Below are 22208 nucleotides of genomic sequence, written 5' to 3' on the forward strand. Positions count from 1 at the left end.
AGACAGGAGAAAGGAGAAAGGAGAAGAACAAGCGCAATGAAGTGTTTGTTTTTCTCTTTTTCCTTTCTGAATGATTCTTAAGAACAAAAGTTGATTTGGTTGTGATATAGTTAATCTGTAGAAGTTCTAAGTTGTGACAGAACAGAAATATAAATTGGCGGTGGTGCCAAATTGAAAAGTTTGCCAACAATCGAAGAAAAGCGAAAGATCAAGTGAACTGTACTGTCAAAGAATAAGCAAAGGAAGTACCACATAAAAAAACCACAGATAATACTCACGAGAAAGGACAAGGAAAATAGTATGACAATAGAAGAACAAAGAAGAATCGTAGAAGAACAATTTGCAATTGACTACAATTGTACCGTAGAAGATTTTCAGAACGCAGATACAATCGTAACATTGAAAACAAACAATGCAGAAGCGAGAAAATTCGAGCAGGATAGTCCGTTATCAATCTTATCGTATCGGGGGAAGCTTGTAATCACGGCAAGTGAAGAATTGTTGCCATGGTGCCAGGAGGTATTGAAGAAACATTTGTCTGCGGAATGGTGTATGGATGCAGGCAGTCTAATTCGTATTGATAAGAAATTAAACGAGTTCAATTGTGAAATTGATCAAGCGCATCTATTCTTTTTACCAAAATATGACCAGGAAGATTCTCGATACGAAATACATATGATGTCAAAGGAAGAGATTGCAGAACTGGAAGACGATGAGAGAATCGATGAAGCATTCTTATATGAGGATTACATAGAAGATGTCTTAGGTGCAAAGATTGTGGATGAACACAACCAGATTCTTGCAGTTGCTGGGGCAACTAATAATAGCAATCGTATGTGGGAGATGGGGGTGAATTCCTTCGTGGATGGAAAGGGCTATGGACAGAGTACGATATTGGCTCTAAAAAATGAAATACTGAAACTTGGAAAAGTTCCATTCTATGGGACAGCAATGTCTCATCTAGCTTCCCAAAGTGTTGCAATGAAAGCGGGAATGACTGTTGGATTTACGGAGTTGCGTTCTGTTCGCAGGGAACGTTGACGGTTGATTCCATTTAATTATTTAGACGTAAATATTGGAAAATTGACATTTTCATTTTTTACTAGACTTTTTTCGCTTTGTATATTATGATAGTTCCCATAACTAAATTTGTACATCGTATAAAGTTGAAGATATGGTTCAACAGTTTCTACCAAATTACCTTAAATAATTTGACTACGATATGATAAGGGAAAAGCATATCATTTAGAGACTCATTATACGTGTATCCAAGTGTATGGAGGCATTCGTAATGAAGAAGTATTCTAGTATCTATGAACTGGATGGGAGGGTTCCTGTAGCAAAGGCAATTCCATTTGGTTTACAACACATCTTAGCCATGTTTGTCGCGAATATTACCCCAATAATTATTGTTGCGGCGGCGTCTGGTTTATCAAGTTCACAAACTGCAAAATTAATTCAAGCCGCGATGGTCATCGCGGGGATTGGAACCATGATACAGTTATATCCGGTATGGAAGATTGGTTCCAGATTACCAATTGTTATGGGAATCAGTTTTACTTTTGTATCGATTCTCTGCTTTGTGGGTAGTCAGTATGGATATTCTACTGCAATCGGTGCTGTTTTAGTAGGTGGAGTAGTGGAAGGTGTTCTGGGCTTATTTGCTCGCTATTGGCGAAAAGTGATTACACCAATCGTGGCAGCAAGTGTCGTAACAGCCATTGGATTTTCCCTTCTTAATGTTGGTGCATATTCTTTTGGTGGAGGAAATGGAAGCGCTGATTTTGGTTCGGCTTCCAACCTAATCTTAGGCGCAATTACATTAGTATGTTGTTTAGGATTTACCATTTTAGCAAAAGGACAGTATAAGCAACTTTCTGTATTATTTGGTTTAGTAGTCGGTTATGTTGTGGCAATCTGTATGGGAAAAGTTGATTTTCAGGGAATTACAGATGCCAAGTTGCTTGCATTTCCAGAATTATTACCATTTAAACCAGAGTTCAATATTAGTGCAATTGTATCTGTGGTCTTGATCTATTTGGTATCTGCCACAGAAACGATCGGAGATACATCGGCATTAGCAGAAGCAGGTCTTGGAAGAAATGCCAGTGAAAAAGAGATTGCAGGAGCGCTAGCTTGTGATGGTTTTGTCAGCTCTTTATCAGGGCTGTTTGGCTGCTTACCAATTACCTCATTTAGCCAAAATGTTGGTTTGGTGGCTTTGACCAAAGTAGTGAACCGTTTTACATTGTTTATGGGTGCAGTCATTATGATCTTAGCGGGATTATTCCCACCATTAGGTGCAATCCTTGCTACCTTACCTGAACCAGTTCTTGGAGGTTGTACCTTGATTATGTTTGGTTCAATTGTGGTAAGTGGGTTACACATGATAGCGAAATGTGGGTATAATCAGAGAAATATGCTTATTGTTGCATTATCACTCAGCGTAGGAATTGGATTTACGCAAGTACCAGATATGTTTCATGTATTTCCAACGATCATTCAAAATGTATTTGCAGAAAACTGTGTTGCAGTTGTTTTCTTAACTGCCGTAATCTTAAATCTAATCCTTCCAAAGAAGATGGAAGAAGAACAACAGGAAAAAACAGCTATAAGGAAGGAGATTGCATAGATGCAGCTTTTAAAAGATAGAATTAACCGAGATGGAAAAATTAAAGAAGGAAATGTTCTTAAAGTGGATTCTTTTCTAAATCATCAAATTGATATTGCATTGTTAGAGGAAATCGGTAAAGAATTCAAACGTCGCTTTGAAGGGAAAGAGGTTACGAAAATCCTTACCATTGAAGCTTCAGGAATCGCAATTGCATGTATTGCAGCGAAGTATTTTCAGGTTCCTGTTCTGTTTGCGAAGAAATCAAAGACGAAGAACATTGCGGGTGAAGTATATACCAGTAAAGTAGAATCCTATACCCATGGAAAAGTGTATGATATCATGGTTTCAAAAGAGTTCCTCAAAGAAGATGATAAAGTATTGATCATTGATGACTTCTTAGCCAATGGACAAGCCTTACTTGGGCTGATCAAATTGGTGGAAGATGCCAAAGCAACGGTAGTTGGAGCCGGAATCGTGATTGAAAAAGGGTTCCAAGTTGGAGGAGAATTGATTCGCAAACAAGGAGTTCATCTGGAATCCCTTGCTATTGTTGATAAAATGAGCGTTACAGATGGTGTGACTTTCCGATAAAGAAAGCGGTGTCCAAAACCCCAAGCGTGAGCAAACTATTCTATTTGTTTAACTACGAATAGAATAACGATTTGCTCAAACTTGGGGTTTTTATTGTATGAGAATTATGAAAGTGTCTTGGTATTTTAATTGCAAACACAGGGAAATAATAGTATAATTCCATGTAGAGTTATCTGTTATTTCGTCGAAAGAAACAGTAAAGAATTGTGGGAGGAACGATGGAGGTTATATTAGAAACAGACCAATTTATATTGAGAAAATTGACAATGGATGATTTGGACGCGTGGTATGCAATTTTATCCGATGAAGAAGCAATGCAGTATTATCCGAAACCATTCGATCGGGAAAAAACGAAAAGTTGGATTGAATGGAATATTGATAATTATAGCAAATATGGCTTTGGCTTATGGGGAGTGGTAAGCAAAGAGACGAATCAATTCCTTGGAGATTGTGGTATAACAATGCAAAATATTCATGGGAAGATGAGACCGGAAATCGGATTTCATATTGATAAACGGTATTGGAAAAGAGGGTATGCAACCCATTTGGCTAAAGCATGTTTACGGTATGCCTTTGATGTGTTAAAGCTGGATGAAGTGTTCTGTTACCAGAAGTATACGAACATTCCATCAAGAAGAGTAGCGGAAAAAATGGGTATGAAATTCCGGGAAGAATATCCAGATGAAGTGAATACAAAAACAAGTGTGTATTCCATAAAGAGAGAAGAGTATTGTTAATTTAATTATGATTTTAGAAAAAATATAGGATATACAATGATTATGAAGAGGATACCATTTCAAGCAGGAATTTAATTTGAGAAATTAATTTAAAGTCCAGATTAGTGAAGCCTAATAGCAGTATGTATGACGATAAGAAATGAGGAACAAAAAAATGAATGTTACTCTACGATTAGGAAAGAAAACAGAAATCCATCAATTAGAGAAACTATATGACGACGTCAATGAGTATTTGGAAGCAAATATCAATTATCCTGGTTGGAAAAAAGGTATCTACCCTACAAGAGAAGATGCGGAAAATGGAATCGAAGAAGGTACTTTATATGTGGCAGAAGCAGCGGGGGAAATTGTTGGTTCTCTGATTTTACGACATAAACCAGAACCCGCTTATGCGTCTGCTACCTGGCAAACGGATGTGGAGTATGAGAAAATCCTTGTAATCTATACATTTGTAGTTGATCCAAAGAAGCAAGGGCAGGGGATCGGACGGAAGATGTTAGAACAGATAGAAGAACTTGCAAAAAATCTGAGGATGCGAGCACTGCGACTAGATGTATATGAGAAAAATACGCCCGCAATCCATTTATATCAGAAATGTGGCTTTCAATATATTGGAACGGTTAGCTTGGGATTGGAAGAGATTGGACTTAATTGGTTTCAGTTATACGAGAAATTAGTTGAAGTATAATTGGCTGGAAGGGAAACCTGTCCTTTTTACGTTTATGCAAGTCCGTTGTGAAAGAATCTTTCACCCCTTGCTCATAATGAGTTGCTCGACAAATGCCTGTTGTTATGTTTTCGATGAAAACGATTTGGTAGGTATTTGTCGAGCAACTTATTGAAGCAAAGTTATAAGAGCACAATCAGCTAAAACCCGAGTGTAAGTGGATTAGGAATCGAGTTGTTTGGTTGCGTGCTCTTTCATTCGATCTTCTAGCTCTTTGGAATACTTTTCTTTTGCAGCTTGTTCTAGCTGATCGGTTTCCTTACTACTGTAAGTAGAAGAATCAGATTGTAATGCTTTGGCTATGGATTCAAGACGTGCATGAAAACCAGCAGCTTTTGTGGCCACTTCCGTTAATTCTTTAACGAATTCCCCTTCCTCTTTTAATAATTTAGAAAGAGCATTTTTTACTTCTTTATCATCACTCATTATTACAAATCCTTTCGTAGTGTATTGATCATCTCTTATTGTGGGATGATAGAAAGAAAATTATGCAAGTGAATAAAATTTACTTGACCTTCACCTAAGGCGAATGGGTATACTCGGAGTATGAATTCAATACCAAGGAGGATGGAAACGATGTATTCTATTAAGGAAGTTTCAGAACGGTTACATTGTAAGGCGAATGCCATTCGTTTTTATGAAAAGAAGGGGCTAATAGCTCCCACGAGGGATCATAATGGTTATAGAAGATACACAGAGGAAGATATAGAACTGCTTCAATTCATCTTATTGTATCGGCAACTTGGTTTCTCGATTGATGCAATTCGACAAATCGCGAAACAGGAACAAAAAGAAAAATTAGATATCTATACATCACAATTTGCCATTGTTAATCAACAGATTCATTCCATGGTGAAGATTCGTGATGCTCTTGGGGAGGCCATCGATGAATTGCTAGAGAAGAATGCGTTATCACATGAAATACGTGTTCAACTAGAAGATACCATACAAACCATACGGGAATCCGACCAGTGGAAGGACCATTGGGGTTTTAATGATTGGGCAGCAAACTATGACCGAGATATTCGTAAGGAAGGGATTGGATTACCATTTTATAAGAATTATGACCAAGTGATCAACATGACAGCCAACGAGGTTGGGAAAAAAACGGGTCGTGTGATTGAAATTGGCATAGGAACGGGAAATCTGACAAAGAAAATACTAGAGATATCCCACTTGCAATTTACAAGTAAAGATATAATGGGAGTGGATCAATCAGTGAATATGCTGAAAGAAGCAAAACGAAAGTTACCGCAGGTGGCCATGCGTCAGGGAACATTTCTTAAAATACCAGTGGAGGATTGCTATTGCGAAACAGTAGTATCATCCTATGCATTTCATCACTGTAATGAGAAGGAAAAGGCATTGGCGGTTCAGGAGATGGGGCGTGTGATCAAACCGGGTGGAAGAATCATTATAACGGATTTGATGTTTGCAGATGAACAGGCAAGACATAGATTTGAAGAACAGTGCACAGAACAGGAGAAGGAAGAGCTAGAAGACGAGTATTTTACTAACATCGATCGACTAGAGAAAATCTTTCATGCCAATGGATTTACACTACAGTCCATTCAGATTGATTCACTTATGTGGATGGTTGTGGGGGAAAAAGAGAGCGCTTAATTTATTTATCACAATAGATTACATAACAAGAGCAAGAAGGGGGAGAAATTATATGCATATTATATCTACAAAGATACCCAACTTTATCAAGTGACAGAAGAATAAGAATCAAGTAGGGTGAGATTTATAATGAGAAAATTACAAACAATAAGGGGAGATTTATAATGAAAAAGAAACAAATAATTGGAATGGTTGCTATGGTAGCAGTTGTTGTAGGAGCTTGTGTCGTATTGAAGGAAACTGGTATATGGAAAAAAGAAAAGAAGGAAGAACAAAAACCGGCGATTACCTTTGATATACCAGAGGAACAAAAGAATGCATTTATTGCAGAGTATAGTGAAGAAGATTATCAAGTAGGCTATGGTTGGGCGCAAAAGGTTTTAACACAAACTAGATGGCCATTGAATCCTGAGAGTATTGAACCGTTAAAAGAATCCTATTCTGTTGAGGAAGTAAGTATAAAGTCCTCTTATGATGGACATAGCATCCCAGCAGACTATATCTTAGCTGATGGAAAAAAGGACTGTGATACGATGATCGTTGTTCATGGGTTATCTTGTAACCGTAGAACGAATATGGGAATTGAGGAAGCATTTCTTGGCTGGGGATACAATGTATTGTCTTTTGACTTAGCAGGAGCGGGCGAGAATGAATGTCAACTAAGTACGTATGGTGCATTTGAGCAGTATGAATTATTGGATTGTATTAATTATGTAAAGAAGAATATGAGTAAAGACAAGAAAGTAGTTGTTTATGGTTATTCATACGGTGGTGGTGTTACTGCAGTTGCCTTAGGAAATGAAGAAATCGATAAAAAAGTAGATATCGCTATTCTTGATGCGCCAATTGCAAATTTTAAAATGCAACTTTTAAATGGTTATGGCAATTTGTATTCTTATACCGAATACGAGAATATGTTCCGTTGCTTTGATAATTTCTGTGAGATGATGTATGGATTCAATTCTTCAGATATCAGTGGTAAGGAACGAATTGCATCTACTACGACGCCTGTGTTAGTCTTTACAAGTGAGGCAGATACGGTGGTTCCTACAAGTCAACCAGAATCCATCTATGATGCAGTACCACATGATAAAAAATATATTCATGTTTTCGAAAAGGTACAGCATACCTGTGAATTTGGTAGTCCAGAAGAGGAGATCTTCCTTCAAACGATTAAGGATTTTCTTGATGGAAAATTATATTAATATATTGATAGGTGACGAAAGAGTCCCTATTGTGACATGTAATATTGAAATATTGTTCCTGTGATTGTTGCTGTGAAATTACTAAGTAAAAATAGGTTAAAAAATGACAATCTTCTATCCCGGATGGGCATATCAATTTTAGACAAAATATCTATAATTATAAGTAGATAGTATATAAAAAGCAAAAGCTATCGAGGCTAATCCGGATTTAGCAGATTGGAGGTTTTATGAGAAGTGGTAAGAAAAAAATTGTAACATTTCTAGTTGTGATATGCTTGATTGGTACGATGGTTCCACTGCATACTGGTAAGGGACATGCGAAAGCAGCTTCCGCCTCAATCACCTATGAGTTTACTGGAGAAGATGCCAATACACCTGGATATGCACAAGGTACAATCCGTCTGAATGCAGCGAAAAATGGAGTATATCATTTGTATTGGGCAGATAATACCAAAGCATTAAGTGGGTATTATGAAATTGCAACAATGACAGTAAAGAAAGGCCAAACAGGATTTTTTACCTTTGGAAACCAGACGGCAATTCCAGCGGATGCAACAAAAGTGATTGCTGTTGCAGATGCAAAAGCGAAAGATGGGGTGAAAGTAAAGGATGCTGTAGCGGTATATACAATACCGAAGAATAAGATATTAGGAAGCAAATCAACAGAAGCACTGTATACATTCAATTCGTACTCTGATATTCATATTGATGAGGAACATTATGGAGATACACCTGCTTACTGGTGGATGCATTCAGAACAGCATTGGGCACAAGCACTTACTTATGCCGTGAATCAAAAGTCTGATTTCATTGTCTCATCTGGAGATCAGGTTACCAATGCATCGCTTGCAAACCTGAACAAAGAGTGGAAAGCTTATCAGTATATCTTGGCACAGTCGGATTATGTGAATCCAGTCTGGGAATCAGGTGGAAATCACGAAGTAAGACAAGATGGGGCTGTTGATAAAGAACTACAAGCATTTATAACGGGTTCAGGATTAGACAGCACACAGGAAACCTTAGCAAGTGGAAAACCTTATTATTCCATAACAGAACCAAAGACCGGGGATTTGTTTTTGTTCATGGCATTGGAAGAAGGATATCGTCCAGCCAAATACGATGAGTTCAGTGAGGAACAGCTAAACTGGTTAGAGAAGATGTTAGCAGATAATTATGGAAAAGGAAAGAATATCTATCTGATACAGCATGCCTTGATTTCCGGTTATGGTGCTGGTGATGATACAGAAAATCCTTACTATGGTGGTGCCATTAACCCTAGCTTGGAATCTGCAAAACGATTCATCTCGATTGTAGAGAAGTATCCGAATATTATCTGGATATCTGGTCATACCCATGAAGCGTTTGAGTCAGGATATAATTATTCCAACAATGAGAATACATCCTGCCATATGATTCACAATAGTTCCATTGGTAATCCTACGCATGTTAACGAAGCGGATCACAGCTTGGATTATACTTTTTTTGAAAATCAGTCCGAGGGGTATTATGTACAGACCTTTGAAAATGCAATTATTTTCAGTGGAGCCAATGTCTGTGATCAGAAGATCTATCCTTCTTACAGTTATATCATTCCAGGTCAAACAAAGCAAACCGCTACCACTACGACACCTGCATTTACATGGGTTTCTGATGAGGTGACACCGGCAATGCTTCGTTCAACATTAGCGAATGTAAAGACAATTCTTGGGATTGATTATCAATATAGTTCTTATGAGCAATATCAAACACTGAAGAAATGTTACTACGAATACAAAGACAGCAACATGGAGAAGTTAAGCGCCAATACAAGAAAAATGGCATATAGTATGCTAGGTTCTTATATAAAGAATCTACAAACAATTATTAAAAACGTTTCCCAATAGTTAGTCATATACCGTAAAAGGGATGATGTAAGGATCAAAAAGCATCGGTTGTTCATGCTTGGCGCATCAATACGTCATAAAAATGTCAACACAGAAATGCACGAACAAAATCGCTACAAACCACAAATTTGAGTCATTACGTTACTCTTACTCCCAGAAGAGTGACGTGATGACTCTTTTCTATATGATAAGAAAGTCCTCCGACGTTCCTATTATAAAAACTCTTTAGGGATACGCACACATAAGGTAGATAAAGAGCTCGGTGAGGAGAACAAAGGGGTGAACAAAGGTTTGACAAAGGGGAGAAGAAAATGGAACCATAAAAAGCAATTACATGTCGCTTACAAAAGTAGTATCTCACTTACAAAGTAGTGTAAAAGTAGCATCTTGTTTTACAAGTCACCTTTCATTTTACGGACACTTTCTTCTATATCTAACAATTCGAAAAAATATGGTATAATAAGGATATACATAGAAGGAAATGTTGTAGAAAACACAGAAGGAATATACAATATAGAATACAGAATGGAGGAATAAGATGGGATACATCTATGAAAAGGTGACGTATAATGAGAATTTACCAGCTAAGATTCTTATGCAGGATAAGCCAGGAAGAAGATGCAACACGTCTTTACATTGGCATAAAGAGATTGAATTGGTCTACATGATCAAGGGTTGTTTGCATATTCGAACGAATGGCTTGGAATCAACGATTGAAGATGGTGAATTCTACATCTGCAATAGTGAAGAAATTCATATAACATATGTAGATAATATGTCTGCCAATTATACATATCTTGTTCTATTACTATCCTATGATGAATTGAAAAAGTATTGTATAGAATTAGATCAATATAGTTTTCAAGTGAATCGAGAGGAACTTGCCTATGAGCAAGTAAGACAACAGATTCTAGAATTAGTTTCACTGTGTAGAAGTAAAGATCCTTATGTTGCGATAGAGGAAAAAGTGTGCTTGCTGAAAATCTACCATATACTGTTGTCTTCCTGTGCTGTTCCAAAAGAACAGCATACACCTGTGAAGAAGATTAAGAATACGATGCATGCGAAAGAAATCATTCAGTATATCAGCGAGCATTATAAAGAAAAGATCACCCTACAGGATGCAGCAAAAGTTGCAGGTTTTTCAGCTCAATATTTTTCAAAATACTTTCGAAAACTTACAGAAATGGGATTTGTTCAGTACTTGCAGTATGTACGAGCGGAGCATGGGATTCAGGATATGTTAAACCGTGATCTTACGGTAACGGATACAGCATATGAGAATGGATTCACCAATGTGAAATCCTTTATTACCACTTGTAAAAGAATATACGGCTTAACACCAACGCAATATAAGAAGGAAATGAAGAGAAAGCGTGTTTGTAATCATTAAATTAGCGAATAAACAGTATGAATTATTACATACCGTTTATTCGTTATGAAAAAAGTTTAACTTGAACGTTTCTTTGGAAAGAAAGTGGTGGCTGTTAATCAGTACACGAATTCCTATTTAGAGGCTAGATGGACGTTTTATCACAACTTTTTTATGATACAGGATCCACATGGTTAAAGTAAATAGTAATAAAACTGCAAGATATATATATCCGGTATCATCAAGATAAATAGCTCCTTTTTCTGGGACAGTTGTAAAAATCATCTGTGCTAATATATTATGTATGGCATGTATTGATACAAACGTCCATATACTACGTCCAATCTTCATTTCACTTAGGATTCCATAGATAAATGAGAAACATAGGATTCCGACTGTAAATAGAATAATCCATGTAGGCGTACTACGCTGTGTAACATAAGCGCCTCCTGGCAGCATCGGTATATGCCAACCAGCCCAAAGAAAACCTGTGATTAAACAAGCATTTTTTAGGCTCATATGCTTTTTCAAGAAAGGTAAAAAGAAGCCACGCCAGCCTATTTCTTCACAAAATCCTGCAAATGTCCATTGAATACACAAGGTTACGATATCCTGACTACGCATATGAAACGCATTCAATGTATTTCCACACAAAACATACACAAGGATAGAGACACCATAATAAAAGATAGGAATCCCTGCGCCAACAAGTAGCCCTTTAATCGAACATTTTTTCAGATTGATCTGTATGGCTCCTTTGCTGAGAGCATTGACAACGCAGGTAGAGATCAGAGGTGCCAATATTGGTATGAATAAAAAGAGAGCACCATATTCCTTGCTATTTGTTTGGAACCAAAATAGATAGCCAAACCCACTGATCACATAGGTAAGCAGGATATAAATAATGGCTAAGTGTAAATCCTTAATTTTTCTCATAAAAGCCTCCTTTCCATGAGAGGAATCAACAAGTGAATCTCATACATTATAGATTTCAATCAGTTTTGGTGAAACCCTTGTTGCTTACTAAATCGTATAATATGCTCTCTCAATAACGTATATATGTTTCCTTTATCAGTTACGCCATCATATAGGTGAATTAATAGAAAGATTGGTCCATAAAACGCAAGAGCTACTTGTTTTGCATCTTGTGACTCGTAATGATACATCTTCAATAGTTCAGCGAAAAGTTCTGTCATCTCATCCACAGGACCTTGACCAAGATACTTTTGATATAGTGCATGCATTTGAGGACTATGATACCGTTCTAATTCAAGTACTTTTCGAAATTTAGAAGAAAAATCGTCTTCTGTCCAGTGAGTGAAAAGCGCTTCACTATATGCAATGATTTTCTCTAATGGCATACTTTTATAGTCATTTGCCATCTGCGCATATTTTCCTTCGGGCATCTGGTATTGTACGATTCGCTCTTGATCCAGTTCCTCCATCCGTTTGACAATACAGTCAAATAATGCCTGTTTGCTGTCATAGTGTCGGTATAGTGCTGTTTTAGTGATACCAAGTTCTTTCGCAATGTCATTCATTGATGAAGCGTTATATCCGTATTGCGAGAACAAGTTTAGCGCTACTTGTAAAATACGTTCTTTGGTACGAATCTCCATACATGACCTCCCTATATAGTATTTTGCTTTTGTTACCAATCGGTAACTTCATTATACTTACCGATTGGTAACGTGTCAATACAGTATGTTAATATAAACCAATATATTTATATTGGTTGGAATGGGCTTTCGCAGTAAATTTTAATGTCATCCAACAAAATGTGAAAAAACTGTGAAAAAGGAATCAATTACTTGACATAATTTATAATAAGTGTTATATAATAACTATAACAAATAAAACAAAAATGATTAAGAAAGCCAATATAAACATTAACAACTTACCAAATCATTTCTTGATCAACATTCTATAAGGAGGAATGAATTATGTTAGTACCAAGTATTTTTGAAGACAATGCAGTAACCGGTTTATTTCATGACGTTTTTAACACAGCTGGATTCGGAAGAGACCTAAATAGTCATTTCTCAGCTATGAATATGGACGTTCAGGAATTTGATCAATCCTATCAATTAGAGATGGAATTACCTGGATACAAGAAAGAAGATATCCATGCTGAATTAAAAGATGGGTATTTGGTTGTTGAAGCATCCCATAACCAAGAGGATACAGAGAAAGATGAGAATGGCCGATATATTCGAAGAGAACGATATTTTGGAAAATGTCAGAGAAGGATCTATGTAGGTGAAGAGGTGAAGAGAGAAGAATTAAATGCATCCTTCGAGGATGGAATTCTGAAGATTATGATTCCGAAAAAAATGTATAAAAAGGAAGTAGAAGATAAACAATATATTCCGATTGCATAGAAATCCGACAATAAGAAAAGGGGATGGTACCAATGTTTTCAAAGTATGAAATTGTTGATATGTTTGACCATGTATTTGATGATGAGGAATTTTCTAGTATGAACATACCAGATATCATGCGAACAGATATATCAGAGATTAACGGACAGGTTCTGATGGAAATCGAATTACCAGGTTACGATCGAGAAAGTGTAAGTGCTGAATTGGAAAACGGGTATTTGATCATACGTGCAATTAAAGTGCAGTCCATTGAAGCACCTTACGAAAAACGAAATTACATTCGTAGAGAACGCAATATCGGTAGCTGTATGAGACAATATTATGTTGGCAACAGCATAAGCCGCCAGAATATACAGGCAGCGATGAAGAATGGTGTACTTCGAATACTAATTGATATCGGTGGTATGGATATAGAAGATTTCCGAAGAAAGATTGATCAAGCCTCTAATTAATTATGAATTTCGTATATACAAGATGTAAACGATATAGCCTCTGGAACAATCCAGAACGCTATGCCGTTTACATCTTTTTTTACGCGTGCAACGAGCCAAAGTCCAAGTTTACTTGAGACCTTGGCGACTGCCGCTATAACTTGATAAACTCGCAAAGCGTGTTTATCATAGTTTTTGTTCAGAGCCAAGTATGCTTGATGAAAAACATGCGATGAATACATGCATTCAAGACATGGCTGTCATCAAATTATGTATTCTTACATTCAAGATTTGGAGCGATGAAATTCCTCCAAACGAATTGCTTTTGTAATAAATAATAAAATAACATAGCAAACAACTAAAAATACGCAAAAGCTGAGAAGTAAGAGCAAACCATTCATACTGGAATGTTCTTTTATATAGAGGTAGGAACGATTGGTTAAGAAACCAACAAATGCGGTGATCAAACCTGGTTTTACAATCCAATCCATGGCATGGAATGAAATCTTAATATTTCGAAGGATTGCAAGGGTATCCAAGGTGGAGATGAATACTTGACTAACAAGCATTCCAATCAGATATCCCCAGATTCCATGTTTCGGTACGAATATGATTACAAATGCAATTCGAACACTAAGTCCTACAACGGTATTGAAGAAGGTAACATGTGGTTTTCCAAGACCATTTAAAATACTACTTAGGGTAGTGGTAAGGTAAAGAAACGGACAAAGCCATGCAAGAATGGTAAGGAAAATTCCAGCGGCTTTGTTATTGAATACGATTAATCCAAGAGAATTTCCAAAGGTAATGAAAATCCCTGTACTTAGTATACCGATGATCAAACTGTATTTCATAGATAAAGCAGCAGTCTTGTAGATCATATTGTTATTGCCAGCAGCTTGCGCTTCCGATACGGTAGGGAGTAGGAGTACCGCAAAAGAATTGGTAATCGTGGAAGGAAACATGATAAAGGGAATGGACATTCCTGTTAAAACTCCATATACGCTTAGTGCCTCTGCGGTACTGAGTCCATGTTCTCGTAACATAGAAGGAATCAGGATTGCTTCTATACTGCTGAGAATCCCAATTAACAACCGATTACTGGTTAAGGGAACTGCCAACTTTAACAGGCTTCCAGCAAAGGATACCTGTTTTTTTTGTCCTGCCATACGATTCCGTATGGATTGTATTTTAAGTTTGTAAGCTGCTTGAATCTTTGAAGGTTTGATGAACAACATAGATATGATGTTGTACGCATTGGAAGCAATTTCACCTAGAACGATTCCCCATACTGCTAGTTCGCAAGCGCGTTCTGAATTAGCGACGGCGAATAGAGGAGCTAGCGCATAGACACTTACAACTCGAATAATTTGTTCAAACAACTGGGTCATTGCAGGAACACCGGCTCGTTTGATCCCGTAATAATAGCCATTGATACAGGCAGTGATACCACAAAATGGAAAGAGGTAGGACAGGATCTTCAGGGAACCACTGCATCGACTTTCGAGTAGAATATTCGTGGCGATAAAGGAGGAATTCAGGTTTAAAAAGAAGGATAAGGTTAATGCAATGGTTATGGAGAAGAACATTCCAGTGCGCAGGATCTTCTTTAGGTAGCGGGTGTTTCCTTTTCCAATCTCAGCAGCAATGAGACGAGAGATGGACGTTTGAATACCGGAAGCATATAGGGTAAAGCATATCCCATATACAGGGAAGATCAATTGATAGACGCCCATGTCTTCGGGTTTTAGGAGATTGGATAAAAAGATTCGGTAGAAAAAGCCGATAATACGAGTTGCAAAACCAGCTATTGTAAGGATTAAGGTACCTTTGAGGATCGAATTTTTACTCATAGATATCAGCCTTTCTCTTACTTTATTTTGACATAATTAAGTATATTAAGAAAGGAAAAAAATCATGCTAAGTTCTGTAATGATATGCTTGACAAGTAGTATTGAGAATGGTATCATTAACTTGACTTGATAACCAAGTAAAAAAGTCGGAATTAAATTACTCGGAATTAAATTAAGGGTAAGAGGTGAAGCAAATGAAGTTATCAACTAAGGGAAGATATGGATTACGAGCCATGCTTGATCTGGCACTTAATAGTGCAGAAGAAGCAGTTGCACTAAGTAGTGTAGCGGAACGACAGAATATCTCAATTAGTTACTTGGAACAATTAATAGCAAAATTAAAAAAAGCAGGTTTAGTCAATAGTATTCGTGGAGCGCAAGGTGGTTATGTATTAGCAAAACCAGCCAAAGATATATCCGTAGGTGATATTTTACGAGCATTAGAAGGTGATCTCAATCCAGTAGATTGTGCCGAAATTATGGGTGGAGAATCCACATGTAGTGGCTCTGATTTATGTGTAACAAAATATGTTTGGAAGCGTATTAGTGATAGTATAAATAATGCTGTGGATGAGATCATGTTATCGGAGCTTGTAGAAGAAAGTTTACAACTACGAAGCGAACATGGAATCTTAAAGGATACAAAAATAGAGACGATGTGTGATAAATAGAATTATTATAGGAGATGACCCAAATGGATAAGAAAATTTATTTAGACAATGCAGCAACAACACCTACAAGACCAGAAGTTGTGGAAGCGATGTTACCATATTTTACAGAGTACTTTGGTAATCCTTCCAGTGTATATGAATTATCCAATGTATGTAAGAAGGCAATTGGTAATTCCAGAGATATCATTGCAAATTCTTTAGGAGCAGATGCTGCTGAGATCTACTTCACAGCTGGTGGTTCTGAGTCTGATAACTGGGCTTTGAAGGCAACTTGTGAAGCATACCAAGGAAAAGGTAATCATATTATTACATCGAAGATTGAACATCATGCAATTTTGCATACTTGTGAATATCTTGAAAAACATGGTTTTGAGGTAACGTATGTTGATGTAGATGAAAATGGTGTGATTAAGTTAAGTGAATTAGAAGCAGCAATCCGTCCAACAACGATCTTGATTTCTGTCATGTTTGCGAATAATGAGATTGGTACAATTCAACCAATTAAAGAAATTGGTGAAATTGCAAAAAAACACAATATCCTGTTTCATACAGATGCAGTTCAGGCATATGGACAACTACCAATTAATGTAGATGAGTATCATATTGATATGTTAAGTGCCAGCGGTCACAAATTAAATGGACCAAAAGGAATTGGTTTCTTATATATACGTAAAGGCTTGAAATTAGGTTCTTTCGTACATGGCGGAGCACAGGAACGTCATAGACGTGCAGGTACAGAGAATGTACCAGGTATTGTTGGATTTGGTAAAGCAGTTGAAATTGCAATGGCAACGATGAAAGAGAGAACAGAAAAGGAAATCGCTCTTCGTGATCATTTGATCGATCGTATGACGAAAGAAATCCCATATACACGTTTGAATGGTCATCGTACAAAACGTTTACCAAACAATGCAAACTTTAGTTTCCAATTCATTGAAGGAGAGTCCTTACTGATCATGTTAGATATGAAAGGAATTTGTGGTTCCAGTGGTTCTGCATGTACTTCCGGTTCTTTAGACCCTTCTCATGTGTTATTAGCAATTGGACTACCTCATGAAATAGCCCATGGTTCATTACGTTTGACATTAAGTGAAGATATTACAGAAGAAAATATAGATTATGTAGTAGATCAAGTAAAAGAGATCGTAGATCGCTTACGTTCCATGTCTCCACTTTATGAAGATTATGTAAAGAAACAACAAAAATAGAAATAATAAAAGAAATGGAAAAAGAATAAATATAATAGAGGAAAATAAATATTTAGTTCGAATACGAAAATGTAATAGAATAAACGACGAATTATAGATATGGAGGAATAATCAATGTACAGTGAAAAAGTTATGGATCATTTTACAAATCCAAGAAATGTTGGTGAAATTGAAGACGCAAGTGGAGTAGGTACGGTAGGAAATGCAAAATGTGGAGATATCATGAGAATGTATCTTGATATTGATGAAAATGGAATTATTCGAGATTGTAAATTCAAGACATTTGGTTGTGGAGCAGCTGTTGCAACAAGTAGTATGGCAACAGAATTAGTAATGGGCAAAACGATTCAAGAAGCATTACAAGTAACGAATAAAGCAGTTATGGAAGCACTTGATGGTCTTCCACCTGTTAAAGTACACTGCTCCTTACTTGCTGAAGAAGCAATTCATGCAGCATTATGGGATTATGCAGAAAAACATGGTATTAAGATCGAAGGATTGGAAAAACCAAAATCAGATATTCACGAAGGTGAAGAAGATGGAGCTGAGGAATACTAATGGGTGAAAAGGTAGTTGTAGGTATGTCAGGAGGAGTTGACTCCTCTGTGGCAGCTCATTTATTAAAAAAAGCAGGATATGATGTGATCGGTGTAACGATGCAAATCTGGCAGGATGAAGACCATTTTACACAAGAAGAATCAGGTGGTTGTTGTGGTCTTAGTGCAGTAGATGATGCAAGAAGAGTTGCACAGGATCTGGATATCCCATACTATGTAATGAATTTTAAACAGGAATTCAAAACAAATGTCATGGACTATTTTGTGAACGAGTATCTACAAGGTCGTACACCGAATCCATGTATTGCTTGTAATCGCTATGTAAAGTGGGAATCGTTGTTAAAACGATCATTAGACATTGGGGCAAGCTATATTGCAACAGGACATTATGCGCGTGTTCTTAAGTTAGATAATGGTAGATATACGTTACGAAAATCAGCAACAACAGCGAAAGATCAGACCTATGCATTGTATAACCTTACCCAGTATCAATTGTCACATACGTTGATGCCAGTTGGAGAGTACACAAAGGATGAAATCCGTCTGATTGCAGAGGATATTAATTTACGTGTTGCTCATAAACCAGACAGCCAAGAAATCTGTTTTATACCAGATAACGATTATGCCAAATTCATCGAAGAGAATTCAGGTGAGAAGATTGTTTCAGGTAATTTCGTGAATACAGCTGGTGAAGTGATTGGGAAACATAAGGGAATTACCCATTATACAGTTGGTCAGAGAAAGGGATTGAATCTGAGTCTAGGTCATCCTGCTTTTGTACTGGAGATTCGTCCAGAAACCAATGAAGTAGTGATCGGTACCAATGATGAAGTGTTCTCGGACAAGTTATATGCCAATAATCTAAACTTTATGGCTATTGAAGACCTAGAAGGTAGTATGGAAGTAGAAGCAAAGATCCGTTATAGTCACCAAGGTGCAAAATGTACCATTACAAAAGTGGCAGAGGACGAAGTGCTATGTGTCTTTGACGAACCGCAACGTGCCATCACACCAGGACAAGCAGTAGTTTTCTATAAAGATGACTATATTGTTGGTGGCGGAACGATTATGAGAAAATAAGGAATTTTCAATAGTAATAGTTGAATGCAAGCATATATAAGGAAATAATTTATGATAACAAATCTTCAATGAAGGGAGTGTCAAGAGTAGACAGAAATGTCAAATCAGTGGCTTTCCTCATTGAAGATTTTTTCTATAATAGGAAAGTCCTCCAACTTTCCTATTATAGAAACCCTTCGTGGGATGCGCACTCGCACCACCTTATTAGCAATCCGACAGAATAGAGCAGAAAAAATCGGATATGAATCATACGAATTTGTTAGTATAGTTTTAGCGGGAGGACAAGGGATGAATTATCTAGAGCAACTAAACCAAGCGTTACAGTATATCGAAGAACATCTGGACTCTACCATTGATAAGGAGGAATTAGCAAAGATCACTGGATATTCTTTTGCATATTTTCAACGAACATTTTCTTTATTAACGAACATCACATTGGGTGAATACATACGGAGAAGGAAGATGACAAGAGCGGCCATTGATCTACGTAATGGAGAGGAACGAATTCTGGACATTGCATTAAAGTATGGATATGACTCCGCAGATTCCTTTACAAGAGCATTTCAACAACTACATGGGATTACCCCTTCATTAGCTAGAAGAGAAGGAAGTACCATCAAATCTTATCCTCCGATGACTTTTCATATCTCGATTCAGGGAGACACTTCCTTGAATTATCGATTTGAAAAAGTACATACGATGCGAATTGTAGGAGTGAAGAAAGTTTTTGTTGCACCACAAGAGAATGAAGGAAGTGTAGATGTCTTTTGGAATGAAGTGTTTTCAGATGGAAGATACGAGCAATTATGTACATTGCTCATGAAAGAACCTAAGGGCGTTCATGGATTTATGCAGGTAATTGATGAAAACACAGTGGAGTATACCATTGGTGTGGTGACAGATGAAAAACCACCAGAGAATATGGAGGTGTATGAAGTACCTGAAGCAAACTATGCCATATTCGAGGCAAAGGGTCCTATCCATAAAACGATGGCTGACCTATGGAGTCGAATCTTTCGGGAATGGTTGCCTACATCGGGGTATCGACATGCAGAAACCGTAGAGATTGAATGCTTTAGAAACCAAGGAAACCGCCAAGCAGAAGATTTTCAGTATGAGATCTGGATTCCTATTAAGAGGATAAGATAATTCATAAGGGAAATGTAGATGCAGAAAGTACAGGTAGCAACTATACGTATGGAATGAAAGGATAGGGTGATTATATGGGATATTCGATATTCGAGGATACAATGGTAGATCAATCATGGGAAGAAATTGAACTTGCGGCAAAAGCAAATGTTCCTGTTTTTCTTCCTCTTGGAGTAATTGAAGAACATGGGCCACATTTACCTCTTGGTACAGATTGTTATCTTAGTTATTTTACTTGTAAGCAACTAAAGAATGCCATGGAGAAACATGGGCAAAAGGTAATGATCGCACCACCATTTTATTGGGGAATCAATAAGGCGACCTCAGGATTTCCAGGATCGTTTTCTACTCGGCCAGAAACGATGATTGCTTTATTAGAAGATATCTTTAGTAACTTAAAAAGCTGGGGGTTTCAACATGTATTCTGCTTCAATGCACACGGTGATTATGAACATATAAAAACCGCAATCACAGCAATTGAACGTTCCAGAAAACAATTGAATATGAACATTCGATTTGTTATGGAGGGCTTTGTACTGGGACGTTATGGCTTAACCGGAGAGGAAGATAGTGTATTGCCAATTGACCTTAAGTTACCAGAGGAGATGTTCGAGGAGCAAAAAACACAAGAACGAGGAGACGAGGAAACACAAGAAGAAAAATTGGATATTCATGCTGGACAGATTGAAACTGCAGAAATGTTAAAATACTGCCCAGAGCTAGTTGATACAAAAACTGCAAAAACATTACCTTCCTATTCGTTAACAATGGAACAGCTTAGAATCTGGAACCAAGGTGGAGAAGCAACAAGAGAGTTGGTGCCATATGGGTATGCTGGGAATCCTGCTGAGTATGGACAGATCAATGATATAGATGAGGTTGATCAACTATTATGTGAAGCAGGAGTCAAAGCAATTATGGGATCGATTGGAAAAGAATAAGAGATGTTTTTGGACTTTAACATATAGGAGTTGCTTTGCAAACTTTGTAAGGTACATAATTTAATCTTGACAGATGAAATTGTAGTGTTATAATGAACATATGAACAGATAAACATATATTTAAACAATAAAGGTAATAAGTAGGATAGTTTATTAGAAAGAATGTAGATAGAAAGATAACATGCAAGTAATTATCGAACTATTTATTTTCTAATAATAAACGGAGTGTTAATTAATTTATGTACATACACAAAGGAGAATGCATATGAATTCACAAATTATCTATCGGTTTCTTGCAAAATTTTATGATCTACTGGATGTAACCTATTTTCGAAAGAAGGAGGAAAGTCCAAGACGTGCAGTAATGAATCAAATTACAGATTCAGATCGAGTGATTCTTGATCTTTGTACAGGAACAGGTGCCAATGCACTGACCATTGCAAAGGAAAAGAGGCACGCAAAGTTGTATGGTGTTGATTTATCCACAAAGATGTTACAGATAGCAAAAGAAAAAAAGAAAAAAGAGCAGGTTGCCAATCTGAAATTCATGGAGATGGATGCCACGAATCTTACCTTTGAAAAGGAAAGCTTTGATGTGGCATTATTATCCCTGGTACTACATGAGATAAAGGAAGATTTGGCAGCAAAGATTTTAATGGAAGCGAAGAGAGTATTGAAAAAGGAGGGAAAATTGATTGTTGTAGAATGGGAACAACCAAAATCCCTATTAGAAAAAATCGCTTTTTTGCCAATTCATGTGTTAGAACCTAGAGGATTTCATCATTTCTTATATATGGATATTTATGAATACTTTGAAAAACATGGATTTACAGTTACAGAAAAGATTACATGCAAATACTCCAAAGTCCTTATTCTACAGCCTGTTACAACGAAGTAATTCATGTGCTTTCATTACTTGAGAAGGGTTCAACTTGTCGCAGTCTTTTAGTAGATAGATCTTGGAGGGGAGTATTTGCAATAGAAGAATGCGTATACCAGTCAAAAAGTAGTAAGCGATAAGATTTATATATGGATATCAAAATTATACAAAGGTATTAAATTGATAGTGTCAAATGATTTATGAAAAAAATGAGCAAAGAAAAAAGGCTCAGATGAACCTTGAAAATTGCAGATATTATAGGTTGTGGTAGCTTGCCGCCACCCTTGACAGCACGAAAAAGAACT

At 36.9% G+C, this 22208-nt stretch carries 22 protein-coding genes and 1 riboswitch; of the genes, 18 read left to right on the top strand and 4 right to left on the bottom strand.

Translation table 11 applies throughout. From position 1 onward, the window contains the following. Positions 1-300: 300 nt before the first annotated feature. The 5 genes from HBB17_RS18920 to HBB17_RS18940 all read left to right on the top strand — a co-directional run bounded on the left by HBB17_RS18920 (position 301) and on the right by HBB17_RS18940 (position 4630). Positions 301-1041 (top strand): GNAT family N-acetyltransferase, encoded by a 741-nt coding sequence (locus tag HBB17_RS18920; protein ID WP_167959060.1) that lies wholly within the window; start codon positions 301-303, stop codon positions 1039-1041. Between the two features lie 95 nt (positions 1042-1136). Continuing rightward, positions 1137-1238: riboswitch (purine riboswitch) on the top strand. A 38-nt stretch (positions 1239-1276) separates the two neighbouring features. Beyond that, positions 1277-2632 (top strand): uracil-xanthine permease family protein, encoded by a 1356-nt coding sequence (locus HBB17_RS18925; RefSeq protein ID WP_167959061.1) that lies wholly within the window; start codon positions 1277-1279, stop codon positions 2630-2632. Then, entirely contained in the window at positions 2633-3205 is a 573-nt protein-coding gene (locus tag HBB17_RS18930; RefSeq protein WP_167959062.1) for a xanthine phosphoribosyltransferase, read from the top strand. A 218-nt stretch (positions 3206-3423) separates the two neighbouring features. Further along, on the top strand, positions 3424-3942 hold the full coding sequence (locus HBB17_RS18935; protein WP_167959063.1) for a GNAT family N-acetyltransferase: 519 nt from the start codon (positions 3424-3426) through the stop codon (positions 3940-3942). A 139-nt stretch (positions 3943-4081) separates the two neighbouring features. Beyond that, positions 4082-4630, top strand: a complete 549-nt coding sequence (locus HBB17_RS18940) for a GNAT family N-acetyltransferase (RefSeq protein WP_238483809.1) — start codon at positions 4082-4084, stop codon at positions 4628-4630. 201 nt (positions 4631-4831) lie between these two features. Here HBB17_RS18940 and HBB17_RS18945 read toward each other — a convergent pair whose 3' ends face one another. Further along, positions 4832-5095, bottom strand: a complete 264-nt coding sequence (locus tag HBB17_RS18945) for a hypothetical protein (RefSeq protein WP_167959064.1) — start codon at positions 5093-5095, stop codon at positions 4832-4834. 150 nt (positions 5096-5245) lie between these two features. Here HBB17_RS18945 and HBB17_RS18950 point away from each other — a divergent pair, with 150 nt between their 5' ends. The 4 genes from HBB17_RS18950 (at position 5246) to HBB17_RS18965 (ending at position 10773) form a co-directional block, all read left to right on the top strand. After that, on the top strand, positions 5246-6292 hold the full coding sequence (locus tag HBB17_RS18950) for a MerR family transcriptional regulator (protein WP_167959065.1): 1047 nt from the start codon (positions 5246-5248) through the stop codon (positions 6290-6292). Between the two features lie 164 nt (positions 6293-6456). Next, positions 6457-7497, top strand: coding sequence for an alpha/beta hydrolase (locus tag HBB17_RS18955; RefSeq protein ID WP_167959066.1), 1041 nt, complete (start codon positions 6457-6459; stop codon positions 7495-7497). 227 nt (positions 7498-7724) lie between these two features. Next, positions 7725-9380: a metallophosphoesterase family protein gene (locus HBB17_RS18960; RefSeq protein ID WP_167959067.1), complete on the top strand. Its 1656-nt coding sequence runs from the start codon at positions 7725-7727 to the stop codon at positions 9378-9380. 538 nt (positions 9381-9918) lie between these two features. Then, positions 9919-10773 (top strand): AraC family transcriptional regulator, encoded by an 855-nt coding sequence (locus tag HBB17_RS18965; protein ID WP_167959068.1) that lies wholly within the window; start codon positions 9919-9921, stop codon positions 10771-10773. A 117-nt stretch (positions 10774-10890) separates the two neighbouring features. Here the strand turns inward: HBB17_RS18965 and HBB17_RS18970 are convergent, their stop codons facing one another. Next, positions 10891-11688 carry a CPBP family intramembrane glutamic endopeptidase gene (locus HBB17_RS18970; protein WP_167959069.1) on the bottom strand — a complete coding sequence of 266 codons (798 nt, stop codon included), beginning with the start codon at positions 11686-11688 and terminating at the stop codon, positions 10891-10893. Between the two features lie 59 nt (positions 11689-11747). After that, positions 11748-12371 (bottom strand): TetR/AcrR family transcriptional regulator, encoded by a 624-nt coding sequence (locus HBB17_RS18975; RefSeq protein ID WP_167959070.1) that lies wholly within the window; start codon positions 12369-12371, stop codon positions 11748-11750. Positions 12372-12695: 324 nt separating this feature from the next. Here HBB17_RS18975 and HBB17_RS18980 point away from each other — a divergent pair, with 324 nt between their 5' ends. Both HBB17_RS18980 and HBB17_RS18985 read left to right on the top strand, forming a co-directional pair. Beyond that, complete coding sequence (locus HBB17_RS18980; protein WP_167959071.1) at positions 12696-13133, top strand: Hsp20/alpha crystallin family protein; 438 nt, start codon at positions 12696-12698, stop codon at positions 13131-13133. A 32-nt stretch (positions 13134-13165) separates the two neighbouring features. After that, positions 13166-13585, top strand: a complete 420-nt coding sequence (locus HBB17_RS18985) for an Hsp20 family protein (RefSeq protein WP_167959072.1) — start codon at positions 13166-13168, stop codon at positions 13583-13585. 263 nt (positions 13586-13848) lie between these two features. Here HBB17_RS18985 and HBB17_RS18990 read toward each other — a convergent pair whose 3' ends face one another. After that, positions 13849-15417: a putative polysaccharide biosynthesis protein gene (locus HBB17_RS18990; RefSeq protein ID WP_167959073.1), complete on the bottom strand. Its 1569-nt coding sequence runs from the start codon at positions 15415-15417 to the stop codon at positions 13849-13851. A gap of 194 nt (positions 15418-15611) precedes the next feature. Between HBB17_RS18990 and HBB17_RS18995 the strand changes: the two genes are divergently transcribed. The 7 genes from HBB17_RS18995 to HBB17_RS19025 all read left to right on the top strand — a co-directional run bounded on the left by HBB17_RS18995 (position 15612) and on the right by HBB17_RS19025 (position 21921). Beyond that, complete coding sequence (locus tag HBB17_RS18995) at positions 15612-16088, top strand: RrF2 family transcriptional regulator (protein WP_167959074.1); 477 nt, start codon at positions 15612-15614, stop codon at positions 16086-16088. 23 nt (positions 16089-16111) lie between these two features. Beyond that, positions 16112-17296 carry a cysteine desulfurase NifS gene (gene nifS / locus HBB17_RS19000; RefSeq protein WP_167959075.1) on the top strand — a complete coding sequence of 395 codons (1185 nt, stop codon included), beginning with the start codon at positions 16112-16114 and terminating at the stop codon, positions 17294-17296. A 114-nt stretch (positions 17297-17410) separates the two neighbouring features. Further along, positions 17411-17854 carry a Fe-S cluster assembly scaffold protein NifU gene (gene nifU / locus HBB17_RS19005; RefSeq protein ID WP_167959076.1) on the top strand — a complete coding sequence of 148 codons (444 nt, stop codon included), beginning with the start codon at positions 17411-17413 and terminating at the stop codon, positions 17852-17854. After that, complete coding sequence (gene mnmA / locus HBB17_RS19010) at positions 17854-18933, top strand: tRNA 2-thiouridine(34) synthase MnmA (protein WP_167959077.1); 1080 nt, start codon at positions 17854-17856, stop codon at positions 18931-18933. Before nifU ends, mnmA begins: the two co-directional genes overlap by 1 nt. Before the next feature lie 288 nt (positions 18934-19221). Next, complete coding sequence (locus tag HBB17_RS19015; RefSeq protein WP_167959078.1) at positions 19222-20082, top strand: AraC family transcriptional regulator; 861 nt, start codon at positions 19222-19224, stop codon at positions 20080-20082. 74 nt (positions 20083-20156) lie between these two features. Next, the gene (locus HBB17_RS19020) at positions 20157-21023 is read left to right on the top strand and encodes a creatininase family protein (protein ID WP_167959079.1); all 867 of its coding nucleotides are present in this window, start codon (positions 20157-20159) and stop codon (positions 21021-21023) included. A gap of 265 nt (positions 21024-21288) precedes the next feature. After that, the gene (locus HBB17_RS19025) at positions 21289-21921 is read left to right on the top strand and encodes a class I SAM-dependent methyltransferase (RefSeq protein WP_167959080.1); all 633 of its coding nucleotides are present in this window, start codon (positions 21289-21291) and stop codon (positions 21919-21921) included. Positions 21922-22208: the final 287 nt, after the last annotated feature.

Origin of the sequence: Anaerosporobacter faecicola (genome assembly GCF_012070565.1) — a bacterium.
GTDB classification, from domain to species: domain Bacteria; phylum Bacillota; class Clostridia; order Lachnospirales; family Lachnospiraceae; genus Anaerosporobacter; species Anaerosporobacter faecicola.